The organism is Paenibacillus odorifer (assembly GCF_000758725.1).
Lineage (GTDB): Bacteria > Bacillota > Bacilli > Paenibacillales > Paenibacillaceae > Paenibacillus_AQ > Paenibacillus_AQ odorifer.
The window spans coordinates 6,465,476-6,482,967 of the sequence record NZ_CP009428.1 but is presented as its reverse complement, the minus strand read 5'-3'; the positions used below and the strand labels follow the sequence as shown (position 1 = coordinate 6,482,967).

The 17,492-nt window shown below is 44.0% G+C and carries 13 protein-coding genes; 9 read left to right on the top strand and 4 right to left on the bottom strand.

Annotated features, from left to right (window positions below):
- The first annotated feature begins 564 nt into the window (after positions 1-564).
- The 3 genes from PODO_RS28310 (at position 565) to PODO_RS28300 (ending at position 5,271) form a co-directional block, all read left to right on the top strand.
- Positions 565-1,371 (top strand): ABC transporter ATP-binding protein, encoded by an 807-nt coding sequence (locus PODO_RS28310; RefSeq protein ID WP_036682032.1) that lies wholly within the window; start codon positions 565-567, stop codon positions 1,369-1,371.
- Positions 1,364-3,022, top strand: coding sequence for a hypothetical protein (locus PODO_RS28305; RefSeq protein ID WP_052097381.1), 1,659 nt, complete (start codon positions 1,364-1,366; stop codon positions 3,020-3,022). Before PODO_RS28310 ends, PODO_RS28305 begins: the two co-directional genes overlap by 8 nt.
- Positions 3,023-3,255: 233 nt before the next feature.
- Positions 3,256-5,271, top strand: coding sequence for a bifunctional diguanylate cyclase/phosphodiesterase (locus PODO_RS28300; protein WP_038573706.1), 2,016 nt, complete (start codon positions 3,256-3,258; stop codon positions 5,269-5,271).
- A 77-nt stretch (positions 5,272-5,348) separates the two neighbouring features.
- Here the strand turns inward: PODO_RS28300 and PODO_RS28295 are convergent, their stop codons facing one another.
- On the bottom strand, positions 5,349-7,046 hold the full coding sequence (locus tag PODO_RS28295; protein ID WP_038573703.1) for a methyl-accepting chemotaxis protein: 1,698 nt from the start codon (positions 7,044-7,046) through the stop codon (positions 5,349-5,351).
- Between the two features lie 243 nt (positions 7,047-7,289).
- Between PODO_RS28295 and PODO_RS28290 the strand changes: the two genes are divergently transcribed.
- Positions 7,290-7,721: a MarR family winged helix-turn-helix transcriptional regulator gene (locus tag PODO_RS28290; RefSeq protein ID WP_051491215.1), complete on the top strand. Its 432-nt coding sequence runs from the start codon at positions 7,290-7,292 to the stop codon at positions 7,719-7,721.
- 114 nt (positions 7,722-7,835) lie between these two features.
- On the opposite strand, the gene PODO_RS28285 is transcribed toward PODO_RS28290, so the two are convergent.
- Complete coding sequence (locus PODO_RS28285) at positions 7,836-9,701, bottom strand: LTA synthase family protein (RefSeq protein ID WP_038573700.1); 1,866 nt, start codon at positions 9,699-9,701, stop codon at positions 7,836-7,838.
- Between the two features lie 283 nt (positions 9,702-9,984).
- Between PODO_RS28285 and PODO_RS28280 the strand changes: the two genes are divergently transcribed.
- Together PODO_RS28280 and PODO_RS28275 are read left to right on the top strand one after the other, a co-directional pair.
- On the top strand, positions 9,985-12,297 hold the full coding sequence (locus tag PODO_RS28280; RefSeq protein ID WP_038573698.1) for a helicase C-terminal domain-containing protein: 2,313 nt from the start codon (positions 9,985-9,987) through the stop codon (positions 12,295-12,297).
- Between the two features lie 53 nt (positions 12,298-12,350).
- Complete coding sequence (locus PODO_RS28275; protein ID WP_038573694.1) at positions 12,351-13,319, top strand: Gfo/Idh/MocA family protein; 969 nt, start codon at positions 12,351-12,353, stop codon at positions 13,317-13,319.
- A 77-nt stretch (positions 13,320-13,396) separates the two neighbouring features.
- Here the strand turns inward: PODO_RS28275 and PODO_RS28270 are convergent, their stop codons facing one another.
- Together PODO_RS28270 and PODO_RS28265 are read right to left on the bottom strand one after the other, a co-directional pair.
- Positions 13,397-14,080, bottom strand: coding sequence for a CidB/LrgB family autolysis modulator (locus tag PODO_RS28270; RefSeq protein ID WP_036682019.1), 684 nt, complete (start codon positions 14,078-14,080; stop codon positions 13,397-13,399).
- Complete coding sequence (locus PODO_RS28265) at positions 14,074-14,448, bottom strand: CidA/LrgA family protein (protein WP_036682017.1); 375 nt, start codon at positions 14,446-14,448, stop codon at positions 14,074-14,076. The genes PODO_RS28270 and PODO_RS28265 overlap by 7 nt, the downstream gene beginning before the upstream one ends.
- Positions 14,449-14,559: 111 nt before the next feature.
- On the opposite strand from PODO_RS28265, the gene cidR reads away from it, so the two are divergent.
- The 3 genes from cidR (at position 14,560) to PODO_RS28250 (ending at position 17,435) form a co-directional block, all read left to right on the top strand.
- Complete coding sequence (cidR, locus tag PODO_RS28260) at positions 14,560-15,489, top strand: cidABC operon transcriptional activator CidR (protein ID WP_036682015.1); 930 nt, start codon at positions 14,560-14,562, stop codon at positions 15,487-15,489.
- Positions 15,490-15,564: 75 nt separating this feature from the next.
- The gene (locus PODO_RS28255) at positions 15,565-15,873 is read left to right on the top strand and encodes an aspartyl-phosphate phosphatase Spo0E family protein (RefSeq protein ID WP_080742653.1); all 309 of its coding nucleotides are present in this window, start codon (positions 15,565-15,567) and stop codon (positions 15,871-15,873) included.
- A gap of 164 nt (positions 15,874-16,037) precedes the next feature.
- Positions 16,038-17,435, top strand: coding sequence for a hypothetical protein (locus tag PODO_RS28250; protein ID WP_036681998.1), 1,398 nt, complete (start codon positions 16,038-16,040; stop codon positions 17,433-17,435).
- Positions 17,436-17,492: the final 57 nt, after the last annotated feature.

Here is a 17,492-nt window from a genome sequence, read left to right as displayed (position 1 = left end):
GTTTGTTAGCTGGCTGGTTGCCCTTGCCCTGTCCGCTTGCACGCTTGCCCTCTTGCCCGCTTGATTCAGCAGCTCATTCATTATCGGCGCGACTTTCGGACCCAGATGACGTTATTTTCCACATTCCAGCCTTTGGGGCATAGTTTCGGACTCCAGCGACGCTATCGCTTAGAAAAAGGTGCGTTTATGGTGTTTTTCATGCTGATAGCGACTATGGGGTCCTTTAGCACTCCAAATGTGGTAAAAATCCGCGTATAAGGTCAGCTGTGTCCGATAGCGTGCTCGCTCTCTTACGCAAAAATGCTACCCCACCAAACGGACTCTGATCTTAGCCCGGTTTACTAAAATAAAGGGGGTGCCAACAGCCATTTCGTGGCATCGGTGGCGCTGCCTTTCGCTATAAATCTCTAGGGGGTGGCCTAATGGCCACTCTTTTTTTAACTAGACATAAGATTAGCAGACTAAATCATGGAAGAGGATTCTACTAAATGATACAATTATTGTAATTACATAAAGTAGTAATATTTCACATTATTGATTAGTTACTAGAAAGGGGACTGAGATATGGGTTTAGCTGACGATCCGGTCATAGCGATTTCAGGTTTATGGATGAACTATACAGACCGAATGGTGCTAAAGGGAATTGATCTTAAGGTATATAGAGGACAAATTATTGGTTATATCGGCCCTAACGGGGCAGGTAAGAGTACAACGGTGAAGATTATGCTCGGTTTGGTAGAAGGATATAACGGTAAAGTGGAGATTTTCGGTAAGGATATTGCTGATGGAGATGTTTCTTACAAGAAACGTATAGGTTATGTGCCGGAGGTAGCCGAATTATATGATAGCCTCACTGCAAGAGAGTATCTAACCTTTGTTGGCGAGCTGTATGGGCTAGGTCGTGCGGAGGCGGACTACAAGGCCAAAAAATTAACCACACTGCTAGGTTTGGAGAAGTCTTACGATATGCGGATTTCTTCGTTCTCAAAAGGGATGAAGCAAAAGGTGCTGCTTATCTCCAGCATGCTGCATGACCCCGATATTTTATTCCTGGATGAACCGCTGAGTGGTTTGGATGCTAATAGCGTGATGATAGTGAAGGAGATTTTTGCATCGCTGGCGGCACGGGGGAAGACCATTTTTTACTCCTCACATATCATGGATGTGGTTGAGAAAATCAGTAGCCGGATCATTTTGATTGATGGCGGGGATATTGTGGCGGACGGAAGTTTTGCGGAGCTGAAGGAGAAAGGCCGCGAAGGGACGCTTGAAGATATTTTCAATCAATTAACCGGATTTGATAAATACCGTGATATCGCTGGTGAATTTGTTGCGGTCATGCAAGAGCAAGAGGTATCCTCTTATGACTGATTTCTTCGTGCTGAGGCTGTTGGATAAGCTGCGGGGTGCATTTATAAGATTTGGAGTCGATTATGACACCATGCGGAGTATTCTGCAGATCAAACTGACCATGGACGGAAGAAGAACGCCTACAGCGCTTGCAGGTATGCAGAAAAAGGAGAACGTTAAAGAAGGTTCGCCTTTGCGATTGCAGTGGATTTACTTACTGTTTGGTTTAATATTAATTCCGCTAACGCTATCCAATGATCACTATATGCTGCAAATGAGCTTAACCTTTGGGATCATTATGTTTTTTGTCTCCACAACCCTGATCTCTGATTTTTCTTCAGTAATGCTTGATTTACGTGATAAAAATATTCTTTTTTCCAAACCCGTCAACCGAACCACCTTAAATATGGCCAAAAGTATCCACGTTCTTCTCTACTTAGGGACAGTTACATTGTCGATCACTGGTCCATCTTTGGTATTTAGCCTATTTAAGCAGGGGATCGCTTTTTTTCTGATGTATGCGGTGACAATTGTCTTGTTAGACTGTTTTATCCTCGTAATAACTGCACTGCTCTACCTGATGATCATGCGGTTTTTTGATGGGGAGAAGCTCAAGGATATTATAAATTATACGCAAATCCTTCTAACGATCGGAATAATGGTGGGCTATCAATTCATCTCCAGGTTGTTCAACCTCACTGAGCTTGGTGCTGCTTATCATCCTGCTTGGTGGCAGTACTTTATTTTTCCGGTTTGGTTCGCGGCTCCGTTTGAACTGTTGCTTGGTGGAGCGAGAGAACCCTATTACTTCATTCTCTCATTGCTGGCTTTGATAACCCCACTTGTACTGATCGTAGCTTATATTAAGCTGATGCCACAGTTTGAGCGGAATTTGCAAAAGCTGGCAGAGCAAGGCTCCGGTGGAAAAGACAAGGGCCAGATCGCAGAGTGGCTCTCTCGCAGAGTATGTAAGGAACCGGCAGAGGGAATTTTCTTTCGGTTTACTTGGTCCATGATGAAGAATGAGCGCGATTTTAAGCTGAAGGTCTATCCTGCACTTGGCTTTTCTATCGCATTCCCGTTTATTTTTATATTTGGTATATTACAGAATAGTTATGATGGTTCCCTTAAAGGTTCAAAAGTGTACTTGTTAATCTATTTCTGCACGATGTTAATGCAGACTGTAATACAGATGCTACGCTACTCTACAAGTTATAAAGGAGCTTGGATTTATAGGCTGATTCCTTTACCCGATAGCACGCCTATTTACCGTGGGATGCTTAAGGCGGCGCTGCTGCGGCTAGTCTTACCTTTATTTGCTGTAGATGCGGTATTGTTCATTCTGTTGTTCGGTGTGCACATTGTACCTGATTTAGTAGTGGTATTATTCGCCATGCTGATTTTCTCAGTCATCTGCTTTCGTGTTTATCCGCGGAGCTTACCTTTTTCAGAGCGTTATGAGGCAGCCAAACAAAAGGATTACACTGGAGTCGCCTTCATGCTTATGTTTTTGCTGATGGGGATGGCGGGTATTCACTATGTCTTCACTTTATTTACCGGAGGAATTTACATCTATCTGTTAGTTCTGGTAGTTTTGAATCAATGGTTATGGCGAAAGACCTTCCCCAAAACCCCATCAACCACAGGTCACATATCCAACTTTCCGGGGTGAGTGAATGCGTCAAATATGGACATTTTTTGCCGACATAAAAAAAGGGTATAAATTCCAGTATTTTCTTAGACAATCGGCTGAATACAAGGTAGAATACATCTAAAGTTGCTTTTCAGGGATAACCTATAATCTTTACGCACTCTTCCATTTATCTGATATTCGTGTACTGATTTTTTACTTGAGAAATACGCTGCAGCGATTACGGTATTCAAAACCGGTGAAGAGGTTAACTAATGGATAAAATGGGAATCCACTATAACGTTTGGATTGTTTTACTATCATTTGCGCTAGCGGCGACTGCAGCTTATTCCGCGCTGAATCTGATCTCGCAAGTCCCTCGCTCGTTTGGGAAAGTTCGTCGCTTATGGTTAATATCGGGGGCATGTGTACTCGGCAGTGGCATATGGTCGATACATTATGTAGGGATTATGGCGAGCCGTTTTCCTTTTAGCGTGAATTATTATCCAGGCAGGGCTGTATTATCGTTATTGGTTGGTGTATTGTGCTGCTATTCGGCATTCCGGATTACGTTTGTGCCACGTTTAAGAAAAAGTTGTTTAATAGTTAGTGGTGTTCTACTGGGCAGCGGGATCTCTGCTATGCATTATATCGGGATGTCCTCCATGAAGATCGCAGCGGAGATCCATTATGAGATATGGACTCAGACATGTGCTGTAATCCTCGTTATGCTCTCGTCTTTTATCGGATTATTTCTATTTCACAAGTTTAAAGACTATGTGGGTTTTAACCGCTGGAAGTTATACTCTGCTCTCTTTATCGGATTTTCGGTAACTGGATTGCATTATACGAGTGTAAGGGCGACTCATTTTGAATATAACGGTCTGTTAGGCAATACAACTTTTTTTATGGAGACTGATGTTATTCTCTTAATGGGAGTATCCTTGGTAACGCTATTTATGCTTGCGATTTCTGGTGGTGCTGTATTTCTGGACCGGCATGTGCTGGAACGGATGGCTTATTATGATCCACTAACTGATCTTCCGAACAGGCATGGCCTGGTACGTTATTTTAAAGATGAATTTTTCGGGAGTAGATCCGGTGCCGTATTTTTTGTGGATCTGGATCGGTTTAAGTCGATTAATGATACGCTTGGACATGATATAGGGGACTTGTTACTGCGAGAGGTCGCTATAAGATTAAGACGATCTGTAGGAAGTAAAGGCAAGGTCTTTCGTTTGGGCGGAGATGAATTCCTGATCGCTCTTCCAGATTGTACTGTGGAGGATGCGCAAGAGGAAGCAGAGCACATTTTATATGAGCTTAAGAAATACTACAGTATTCAAGGTAATGAGCTATATGTTACTGCAAGTGTGGGGATCAGTATGACCCCTATGCATGGAACTGACCGCTCAGCGTTAATGAAGGCAGCCGATACAGCTCTTTATACCTCTAAGGATTCGGGTAAGAATAAATTCAGTGTGTTCGATCAGGAGATGAACCGCCATCAGCTGAGACGGATGTCGCTGGAGAAGGATCTTCGTAAAGCGCTGGCACGCTCCGAGTTTATGGTTGTTTACCAGCCGAAATGGGATTCGTATATGAACGTTACCGTGGGTCTTGAAGCACTGCTGCGTTGGCGGCACCCTGAACATGGGATAATTTCTCCCGCGGAATTCATTCCCATCGCAGAGGAAACGGGACTAATTGTCCCCATTACCTATTGGATGCTGCATGATGTATGCAGCCAGAACATGCTTTGGCATAAGGAAGAGATAGCAAATGTCGCAGTCTCTATTAATATGTCAGCGCGGATGTTTGAGGGTGGGGGCTTATACGATGTTGTAGAAGAAGCACTCACACGTTCAGGCCTAGAACCACATTTCCTTGAACTGGAGATTACAGAGTCCATTGCGATGAATAACATGGAAGAGACGGTTGCGCAGCTATCCAGACTTCGGGCACTTGGGGTAAGGGTATCACTGGATGACTTTGGGACAGGCTTTTCGTCCCTTGGTAATTTAGATGAGATTCCAGTCAACACACTCAAAATTGATCAGGTATTTATTCGTAAGAGCAAGATGCATTCCAAGAAAGCCATTATCAGTAATATCATTGCGATTGCCACCAATCTTAATATGGAGGTCGTGGCGGAAGGTGTGGAGACACCAGAGCAGATTGAGCTGCTGCAATCCTTAGGCTGCAGAGTGATGCAGGGTTATTATTATGGGCGGCCAATGCCGGTGCATGAGCTGGGCCAGTGGTTTATAGCGAATACAGCAGTATCGTAGCAGATGATCTCAATACATAGAATAAAGGGCTAGCGTCTAAGCAGAATATCTCTGCTTGGATGCTAGCCCCTTTGCTATTAAGAAACCTTAAATCGTTCAATCAGAATTTGCAGCTTCTCAGCTAGTGAGGACAGGAAAGCTGCTGCAGACTCAACTTCTTCCATTGCGGCAAGCTGTTCTTCTGAGGAAGCGGATAATGTCTCTGCACTGCTGGCTGTCTGATTAGCGACATTTACGATGTTCTGAAGGGTTGTAACGAGACGGTCGGAAATTAGCGAAAGCTGTCGAACTGTTCCGGAGATCTGCTGACTTTGTGAGGCCATTCCCGAGACAGACATTTCTATCTCCGAGAAGGACTGGCCTGCCGTGGCAATCATTTCTCTGCCGTGCTCCATCTCTTCTGTAGAGCGTTTCATTGTTTCTCCTGCCTGATCCATCTGATTCACGATGATGTTTACCAGCTGGCCAATTTGCGCAGCGGAATGGGCTGAGCGCTCAGCAAGCTTACGCACGGAATGGGCAACGACCGCAAACCCTCTTCCTTCTTCTCCAGCTCTTGCGGCTTCAATCGCTGCATTTAGGGACAGGAGATTGGTTTCCTCTGCGATGCTGGCAATAGTACCCACGATATTTTCGATTTCTTTGGAATAACCACCCAAGGTTTCAATAATGATTGCTAGGTCGGTAATGCTGTCACTTACGACTCTCATCTGCTGTGTGGTGGAATCCATTGCTTCACGGCCTGTACGGGCTTTATTAGCGTTGCTGACCGCATTATTCATCGCGTTATCTGCATTGCCTGCAATCTCTGTGATGAAGCGAGACAGGTCTTGTACAGACTTATATTCGCCCTCCATATTCTGCAGCTGTGAATTCGCGCTATCCGCAAGCTCAATTGTAACATTGACGCTGTACTCACCGGCCCGGTTGGTTTCCTGTGCACTGGCAGAGAGCTCTTCGGACGAGGAAGCTACCTGCATGGAAGTCTCATTGACCTCGGTAATAAGCAAGCGCAGGCTTTGGGTCATGTCATTAAAATTACGGGCTAATGTACCAATCTCATCCTTGCTGTTGAATAAAATAGGATTATGAGTAAGGTCGCCTTGTGCAACAAGATTGACCCCTTTAGACAGCTTCGTTAACGGACTTATCATTCGGCGGATTAACAGATAAGCTGCTACGATAGCTATAACCAGAATGGAAGCTCCGATAATAAAGGGCTGAACTATGATATCTTGGGTTCTTTCTTGAATTATGGAGCCATCGAAATTAATGGCCATCAGCGCAACTATAGGTTTGGATGGATCATGATCCTGATAGATGGGGCCGTAACCTGTCTTAAGTGAGGTACCTTCGTATGTATAAACCTTGGAGTAGGAGGAATGCTTATGCTCAGTAATCATTTGCTTATCTTCATCTGAAAAATAAAAAGTATCGCCTGCTTTATAACCTCTAGCCTGGAAGCTTGAATCTGCGGCAAGTACTTTTCCGTCTAAGGATAAGATGAATGCCTCTTTAAAAATAGCCTTATGTGCCACAATCCAACCGATTCGATCCTCTACAGCCTCCAGTTTACTTTGATCGCCTGCCAACAATGCGGAAATATCTGCGGGGTCAATCAGGCCGGTTGTAATATTAGCGCATCCTACCAATTCGATACCTGCGGCTTCGTCTACTTGCTTATAAGCTGTACGGTATCCGAAGAACCCGATGGATGATCCTACAAGAAGTAAGACGATGAACATCATCCAAGTTAATTTAGTTGCTAATTTCATTCTTCGCACCAACCTTGACAAATTATGTTCTCAGTGATAATAGCTCTCACCTCTACGATTATATCGCATTGATATGCTCATAACCTTACATGGAATATAGTATTTCTGTGTCGGAAATTGGAGATTCGTGGAAGTTTGCGCTTTCCAGCATGCTTTCAATGGTTTAGTAGACAAAACCATTGAATCATTACCAGTTCTAGTGGTACGCTTGAGTTATTAAAAACGGATTGGGGTTGAACAAATATGCCACATCAAATAGATCCGTTAATTGATCGTCTGGGACTATCCATGTGGAGAGTACAGCGTAAGATTATGTCTCAAATGTCTTTGCACAAAGAACTCGGACTTACGGTGCCTCAGATGGGTCTGTTAAATATGATAGCGAAAGAAAAGAAGTCGCGGGTGGTACAGCTGGCAGAAAGTATGGAGGTCAAATCCAGTGCAGTGACGGTGATGCTGGACCGTTTGGAGGTGCTGGGTTATATCAAGCGTGAGCCGGATGGGAAGGATCGGAGAGCGGTTGTAGTAACGATCACCGAGAAGGGTCAGCAGGTGCTGGAAGAAGGACATTTCCGGTCCAAAGAACTGCTGGCGGAGCATTTGTCCATACTGAAGCCCGAAGAACTACGCAACTTTGCAGAGTATTACCGTATGATCGAGGATCAGGAGCGTTAGTCAGCTAAGCTTCGGAATGGATATCTTTATAAAAAACAGCAGAGCAGCGGTTCTCCATTATTGGGGAATCGCTGCTCTGCTGTTTTTGTTCGTTGGTTGCCTACGCCCTGTAATTTATTGTTTAGGTTGTTTGTCGGGCAACTGAGTGATATAGCTGTGGGAAAGCTGTAAAAGCCTCAAGGCACGGTTATATTCGTCCTCAGTGGCACTTGGTGTTGTTCCATCGTTATAAATAGAGTACTGAGTGTTGTCTTCAAAGCTGTTACCAGGAATAAGCAATCCTGAGCTGGCAATGAATGAACCAGAAGGTAAATAATATCGTTCTGGCAGCAAATTATAAGTCTGACTGAGTAGATCTTGACCAAAATATACGTTATTCTCTAATGAAATCCCAAGCAGACTTGCAGCGGTTGGCATGATATCCACTTCTCCGCCTACTTCATCAATGGTCTGCGGCGCTACGCCATCACCTGCATGAATAAGCAGAGGGATGTTCATCATATCCGCATAACTGTATTCATGACCATAGATTTCAGTCATCAATTCTTTATCATCATGATCGAGGGAATAAATCGGCAATCCCATATGATCTCCATAAATCATGATTACACTATTGTCCCAGACACCTTTCGCTTTAAGCTCTTCTACAAAATGTCCAAAAGCATCATCCGCATAGTTCTGGGAACGGATATAGTCACCAACAAAAGTACCTTCATAACGCTCTGGCAGCTCCATACGGTATTTTTCTTCCGGAATAGTAAAAGGGTGATGCGCTGACATTGAAATGACTTGAGCGTAAAAAGGCTGCTCCTGTTGGTCCATTTCTTTTAGTTTGTCGGCTGTCTTACTGTAGAGCGTATCATCAGAAGCGCCAAAGAAAAAGACATCATCTTCACCAAAAAATTTGCGATCATAATAATGATCGAAGCCCAGGGAGTCATACAGCTCGCCGCGGTTCCAGAATTCTACGACATTGGTGTGGAAGGTTGCAGTCTGATAACCATTTTCTTTAAGCACACGTGGCAGACTCGGCAGTACCTTATCTACATAGGACATCGTTGCCGCTCCACGTGGAGGGATGTAGAAGGAAGTATTAACTACGAACTCTGCATCCGACGTATTCCCTTGACCAACCATTTGATAAAAATTAGGGAAGTAAAGACTGTCCTTCATCACCTTGTTCAGGTTCGGTGTAATTTCTTGACCGTCTAATTTAAGTCCTAGCAAAAAATTCTGGAAAGATTCCATTTGAATAATAATAAGGTTCTTATCTTTCGCGATGCCTTGAAGTGGAGAACTAGCCGTAGTATTAATCCCCTTCAATTTATTGATGGCATCTTGTGTAATGTCACTTGAATTGACTAGCTCAGGCTCTTCTTTAGCGAAGATCGTATAGGCTTCATAATTAAGAATTCCCATTTCCTGGGCTTTCTTAATTTCGTTCATGCTGGCCTTATTAGGCAAGATGTTGAACAGGCATAAAGCAAGTGAGACTGCAAACAGAACGCTGTACTTAAGTTTTCCGCCACGGCGGCGGTTGATATTCTCTTTCTTATAGACCCGGCCTTTTTTATTAAAGAAGAAATAAACTCCGAGAATAATGATGTCTGTAAAAATCAGCAGGTAGTATGGATCCATTAGTGAGAATACGCTGTTGCTGACGGCGGTGACTTGATTCACCTGCTCCGCTGCATGGTAAGTCACAATAACACCATAATATTTAAAATACATAATGGCTGCGAAGAAAATGGCTGTCACTAATAAATTTACGGTCATGTAATATCCGAGCTTGCGCTTGGAACCAAAACGTTCAATGATACAGAAGAGCGCCCAAGCAAAGGGGATTTCAGTTAATAATGATTTCCAGGGCAATATATCGTCAAAGATTACGCCCCATGCCAAGAAAGCTTTTAGAATAAAAATTATTGTGAAAAACACAAAAGGTTTAACGATCCACTGTTTAAAGTTAAAGGATGACACAGCTTCGCCTTCTTTCTACATGATAAAACGCTATTTCCCGGCTAGGAAGAAACAGCGCCCCAGACAAAATAATTCCATAGTAATAAAATTTATTATGCAGGGCTAGCTATAGAATGTCAAAAATCGAGAACCTAAGTATAAGCTTAGTGGAGCGCGTAAAGTTGCACACAAAGGGTTGAAGCTGACGCTCCTGCTCTCATGCAGGGTTATACAGCGAATTCAGGACTAAAATGGCAATTGGGAACAAAAAGGATATATGGATAATAAAAGGAGGTGATGCTGGATGAGCTCTACAGTAGCTTTATCAGTTAGAACTCTCGTTGAATATGTTTTTCGCAGCGGAAGCATTGAGCCTGGCTTTCATGGAACGGGCGCTATGGTCGAAGGCACAAGAATTCATCAGAAAATCCAAAAGCAATATAAGGAAGGTGACCGCAAAGAGGTTTATTTGAAAACGGAAATTCCTTATGGAAACCTGCTTTATGTTGTAGATGGGCGTTGTGATGGATTGCTTGTCTCGGAGGATGGGAGCTTTACGGTCGAAGAAATCAAGTCAACCTCCGGACTGCTGGATTTACTGGACGAGGGACATGAGGTTCACTGGGCACAGGCGCTGATGTACGCATATATGATAGCTCTGGAGCAAGAGCTTTCTTCTATTCAGGTTAAGCTTACCTATGTCCACCGGGCCACTGATGAGAAAAAAAGCTTGTACCGAACGTTGTTTTTTGAAGAGCTGATTTCATTTGTGAATGACACAGTAGCTAGATATGCTCCGTACGCCGAGATGATGGTTCATCATGAGGCTAAGAAGGAGCAGAGTCTTCGGGAGTTGAGCTTTCCGTTCTCCTCTTATCGAAAGGGACAACGTCATTTTGCAGGAGCCGTATATAAGTCCGTCGTGGAAAAGGTCAGTCTGTTCGCTCAAGCACCCACAGGTATTGGGAAAACAATGTCGACGTTGTTTCCTGTCCTTAAAGCGATGGGCGAAGGACAAGCTAAGGGATTGTTCTATTTAACGGCAAAGACGGTTACCCGTTTTGCCGCGCAGGAAGCCATCTCGCTGTTGCTAACGCAGGGACTTCAGCTGCATGTCATCACTATTACCGCTAAAGAGAAGGCCTGTTTTCGCGAAGAGGGGGTTTGCGGTAAGGATTCCTGTCCTTATACGGATGGTTATTATGACCGGATCAACGAGGCGTTGATGGATCTGTTAGAGCACGAGACGCTCATGAGCAGAGACACCATTGCACTGTATGCTCACAAACACAAAGTGTGCCCATTTGAGTTCTCATTGGATGCGGCCTATGCCTGTGATGCTGTGATCTGCGATTACAATTATATATATGATCCTCGCATCAGTCTGAAACGGCTAACAGAGGAAAGAAAGAGAGAAACGGTACTTCTAGTAGATGAAGCACACAATCTGGTAGACCGGGGACGGGAAATGTTCTCCGCCTCTTTGCTGAAAGCCCCTTTCCTGGAGATCCAGCGCCAATATAAAGAAATGAACCGGAGTTTGAGTAAAGCCGCTAAATCGGTGAATGCTTTTTTCATCTCCCTTCGCAAAATTTGCAATGAAGAGGGGCAAGGGCAGTGGGACTCGTTCCCGGAGGAGCTGCCAGCTTTGCTTGAGATATTTTCTTTGGAGGCGGAACAGGAACTTATTCACCCCAGCTCCAGCATTGTCTCTCTGAATGGAGAAGATGAAGGGGAAAATGTCCTCTTGGATACATATTTTGCAGTTCAGGGAATGCTCCGCACCTTTAAGACCTATGATGAACGCTACATTACCTATGCTGAGGTTCGTAGAGGGGATGTCTATCTCAAGTTATTCAATTTGGATCCCTCGCATCTGCTTCGGCAGATGTCCAAGAGCTTTCGCAGTCAGATCCTGTTCTCAGCTACACTTTCTCCATTATCTTACTACCGGGATATGATTGGTGCGGTGGAGGAAGATTACAGTTTAACTGTTTCTTCTCCTTTTCAGAAGGAGCAGTGGGAAGTAACCGTCTTACCTGTCTCCACACGTTATCATGACCGGGAAGCTTCCCTAGTTCCGTTGACTAAAGCACTAAGCCAAATGGTCTCCAAGAAGGGCAATTATCTGGTGTTTTTTCCTTCGTACCTCTATTTACAAAACGTATATCAGGCCTTTACGGAGAATTACCCTGAAATCCGGACATTGATGCAGGATACGGGCATGAGTGAGCAAGCTAGAGAAAGTTTTTTAGCTGCATTTAGTCCAGACAATGACGAGACGTTATTGGGATTTGCTGTACTTGGAGGAATTTTTTCAGAAGGTGTGGATCTGCCAGGGGATCGCCTCAATGGGGTTATGGTTGTTGGCGTTGGCCTGCCACAGCTTGGTCTTGAACGCAATCTGCTGCGTCAATATTTTAATGCCAGAGGAAAAAATGGCTTTGATTATGCCTATGTCTATCCGGGAATGTGCAAGGTACTGCAAGCCGGAGGCCGGTTGATTCGCAGCGAGACGGATACGGGCATTATCGTGTTGGCTGATGACCGTTTTTTGCAGAGTCCATATATGCATTTGCTCCCCGAAGAATGGAGAGATTATCTTATCCGCTCGTAAGAGGTTATAATCTACGAAAGGGTATTCATAATCAATCGGCAGGGGGAAATAATATGACATTAAAAGTGGGTATTGTGGGTACGGGTTGGTTCTCTAAGGTACATGCTGATTTGCTTGCAGGGATGGATGATGTCCAGTTGCAGGCAGTCTGTGGAAGCAGTAAAGCCAAAGGCGAAGATATGGCACGTCCATACGGAGCTGCTGGATATGGTGATATTACAGAGATGTTGGATGCAGAGACGCTTGATGCTGTTTATATCTGTGTGCCTCCACAATCTCATGGTGCGATTGAACGTTCATTAATCAAGAGGGATATTCCTTTTTTTATAGAGAAGCCGCTTAGTATGACTACTGAAATTCCTGCGAGCTTGCTGCAAGATATTAAAGAACATAATTTATTGACCTCGGTAGGTTACCATTTCCGTTATCAAGAGAATGTCAGACGGCTCAAGGAAACACTACGTGGTGATAAGATCGGTATGGTTATGGGCCAGTGGATGGGCGGCATGCCGGGCGTAGCTTGGTGGCGTGATCAGGAGCAATCCGGAGGACAGTTCACCGAGCAGACTACTCATATCGTCGATTTAGTGCGTTATCTGGCAGGAGAGGTAAAAGAAGTATACGGCATGTTCGGAAACCGAATTATGCATGAGCAGCATGAAGGTGTGAGCGTAGCCGATGTAGGTACCGTATCTCTGAAGCTTGAGAATGGAATCATAGCTAATATTTCAAATACATGTGTACTGCCTGATCCGGTGGGAAGTGTAGGACTTAGTTTCTATAATGATCGGGGATTGCTGGATTGGAACCCGGATCGTCTCTTGGAAGTGCGAAGTGGCAATAGCACCGAATTTGAAAACACAGGAAATCCATATTTAGTGGAAAGTGAAGCTTTTCTGCATGCTGTACGGACAGGTGATCGTTCACGTATTCTCAGTGACTATGAGGATGGATTCAAGACGCTTAAAGTAACCTGCGCGGCTTACGATTCAGCACAAAGTGGACTTCCGGTTAAATTCTAGGTTTAGATCTCTTAAAAAAAGAACATGCCGCCTTAGATGTGCTAAAGAGACATGTCCTTGGCTCAAGCTGGGTTAGCCTAGTGGAGGAATACCGCGAGTAAAGCTGGCGCCACACCTATGGATAACAGCGCGGACAGAATCATCGCAATACTGGAGATGGTTCCGGTCAGTGAACTAAGCTCGAAGGCCTTGGATGTTCCTGTACCATGCGCAGCGGTTCCCAGCGATACACCACGCGCGATTTCATTGTCAATGCGGAAGATGCGGAGCACTGTAGGGCCCATCATTGTACCGAGTATCCCGGTAATGATGACGAAGACTGCAGTAATACTCGGTACACCGCCGATACTTTGCGAGATGCTCATAGCGATCGGCGTAGTCACCGAACGTGGAACCAGACTGGCTGCCAGATCGCCGCTGACATGCAGCCATTTGGCGAGCAGAATAGAAGAGATCACCGCTGTTATCGTCCCTGACAGCACGCCTGCCGCAATTTCGGCGGCGTGCTTTTTGAGCACCTTGAAGTTTTTATGCAAAGGGATTGCAAAGGCCATAGTTGCCGGTTGCAGCAAATCCGTCAGCCATTTGCCTCCCGCATTGTAAGAATCATAAGTAATGCCTGTGATGAGTAAGAAGATAATCATAAGCACTGGTGTAATGATCAATGGAGAGGTGTACACTTTGCCACTAGAAGCATAAATGCGTTTCGCCAGTAGATACACAGCAACCGTAAGACCGAAGAATAACAGAGCGTTTAACATGATCCTTTCCGCTCCTTTGCTTTGTAAATTCTACTGGTAAGTAATCCGGAACTGGCCATTACAACAATCGTACCCAAAATGACCACCGCGAGGATTCGTAAACCATCAGTTTCCAGAATATTCGCGTATTTCATTACGCCAATAGCAGAGGGAATAAAGAACAGCAAGAGCTCAGCCAGTAGCCAAGAAGCACCAACTTCAACCCAATTCAGATGAATGACACCAAACTCAAGCAAAAGAAACAATATAATCATTCCGAGTATGCTTCCGGGAATAGGGATATGCAATAATGGGGTTACAGCATTGATTAGTAATGAGAATAGGGTAAGTCCCGCTACCTGCAGCAAGCCTATAACAATCTTTTTCATAAGGCTTCGCTCCTTTCATGATAATGAAAGTTTACATCAATTGTTTTCATAGGTAAAATGAATAGATTGAATAAATGACATTCCTTTTGTCTATGTATCGGAGGTTGGAAGATGGATATCCGACAATTAGAATATTTCGTCCAAGCAGCACGAATGAAAAGCTTTACTCGGGCTGCCGAATCCTTATATATTTCTCAGCCAACGATCAGTAAAATGATCCGGAATATGGAGATCGAGCTGGAGGCGGATTTGTTTTATCGTGAAGGGAAAAGTGTCCGGCTTACAGATGCGGGGGAAATTCTGTTCACCAAAGCGCAAAATATCGTGGAGTCGTTCGCCAGCTTGTCTTCTGAGCTGGATAGCTTACGAAATTTGGAGCAGGGCCACATCCGCATCGGTCTGCCTCCAATGGTAGGGGCGAGCTTTTTTCCTTCGGTGATTGGTCAATTTCATAAACGTTATCCGCAGGTTACTATTCGTCTGCATGAGGATGGCGCGAAAAAAGTGGAAGAAGATGTAGAAACGGGCTTGCTGGACATCGGAATGGTTGTGCTGCCTGTAAATACAGCCAAACTTCATTGTTTCACTTTTGTTGAAGAGAAGCTGAATCTTATTTTACCTGTAGGACATCGGCTGGCCGGTGCAGACTTTGTTCCGTTAAGTGAACTGGCCGAAGAGGAGTTTGTGCTGTTCCGGGAGGATTTTACGCTGCATGATCGGATTATTACGGAATGTGTGAAGGCGGGATTTCAGCCTAAGGTAATCTATGAGAGCTCCCAATGGGACTTAATTAGCCGCATGGTGGCTGCCGGTATGGGAATCGCATTGCTGCCAGAGACCATATGCCGGGATATGGATCGATCACGGTTAGTTGTTGTGCCTTTGACGGATCCGGTAATTCCGTGGCAGCTTGCTATGGCGTGGCGTAGAGACCGTTATTTATCTTTTGCGGCACGCGAATGGATTTCTTTTGCAAAGGGACTTTTGCGAGAACAGTATCCCAATGAGCTCCCTGACCAGCATGCGGAGGACTCTGAATAAATAGTAATTCCGTTTTTGTTAGAAGCTCTACAATTTTTCTTTTTTTTGAAAATATGTTTTTTGGTATCATGACTTATGATAGGAGAAGATGTTGATAGAGAGAAGGAGAGAGATGTGACACAAAATCCAAATTCCTCCAAGAATAATCATAGAAAAGATTATAAAGAAGATGAGCTACTTGTAACTATAGAGAGTCTTAGATGTGAATTGCTGGAGGTTGCAGAGCAACGGAGTCTTAGTGACCGTGCTGTTTTAGAGCTTAGTGAGCGATTAGACAGCTATATTTTGCTGGCACAAAATAAGATGATGGAAAATTTGCGCAACCGGAAAGCCGGCATTACATCCTATAGTAGAAGTTCCAAAAGCGCCATCACTGTTAGCTAAACTACCAACAACATAGAATTATAATACTATGAAGATGTTACTGATCTAGAGGAGCGTATTAGGCTCCTCTATTTGTCGTACAATCTATTTGTTGTACAATCCATAACTTTCACCTATAATGTCAATTAATAGAATCTTTTCAAGTCAAACTTTGGGGGTGCCGAGTGGAGGGAAAGTTAACAACTATACGCTCAGAAATTGAGAAAAATTTGTCCCGCTCCGGCCATAATCTCGCCTCATTTTCAAAAATTTGTGGCCTGAATCGAGGCAGCCTCAGTGCAATTCTGCATGGAAATCCGCCGAAGCCTATGTCCTTGGGACAAGTAGATGCAATTATAAAAGCCTTTGGTTTTCCAGAAGGTTGGTTATATCCTCTATATGTTGATGAATGCTTCAATGATGAGAAGGTCTCACGCCGTAGAGTGGAGCCTTTTTTGATTCGTTGTGCTGAATTGGGCAAACAGCCTTGTATTGAGGACACTTTAAGCAGGTTATTAGAGTCTACCAAGCCGCTGGATATCATTTATTCTGTTGCTGATAAATTATTCAATAAAGGCAAAGTTCAGGAATCCATGTTTTTTTACAAGATTGTAGTAGAGAACGAGTCGGATAGTTATAGTGAACGTCTCGCGATCAGTCATTATCGTAATTTTAAATTTTTGCAAACACTTGATATGGAGGAGAAGCTACGCGCAGTCATTAGCTTTAGTCCTTTTAGGGGACGCCTTCCGGAAAATTTGCAATTAGATGGTTTATTGATGCTGACACAGCTATGTTTCGCTCTTCGCAGATGGGAAGAAATGGAGATCTATGCTGATGAGTTGAGAGCTTTAGCCAATGCAGTTTACCGCCAAGAACTGCGGAGGAGCGGAGACAAACGAAGAGAAGAACTCTGTACGGAACGTCCGCTCGTTGTTTATTATGGGCACGGATATTTACTTAAAGCAATTTCGTTGACGAAGCAAGGTCAATATGAAGCTGCGAAGAAATATACCGCTGGTTATGCAGACTTAGGCTGGTTTGAGATGTTGGATGAAGTAGGCCAGCAAGCTGTAGAACAATTCCGATTATTTGCAGTTGGGAACAGTTTCACACTGGAAATGCTGGAGGGGAACGTAAAGGTTGTACCGGACTATGTAGCTTTTTTGGCTGAGCACCCCGGAGAAATATTGCCAGGACTCATTATTATTATGGAATCGGCTAATCATTACAGATTTTCTGTAGATGATGTGCTTAAACGTTTTGCACGGGAAATGTTACGATTTGAACAGTTTGAAGATCCCATTAATATTGACCGATTATATCGGTTGTACTATCAAATAGCCATGTATCTAATAAACAATGGACAATATATTACGGGTGTGGACTATATCATACAGTCTTTAGAGTTATCTATTAAGACTAATAATGGAATAGACTTCATTAAGTGCGTGACCTTATTTGAGACCAATAGGGACTATGCAACTCTAAATCAACAGGAGAAATACAGAAAGCTGATAAGGGAGGTGAGAAAAGATGAAAAAATCACTATTGATGATGGCAGGCATTTTAGCATTGTTTAGCTTCATCATTATCGGCCCAGTTGGTTCCGGAAGTAATGGACCAATCACAACTTATGA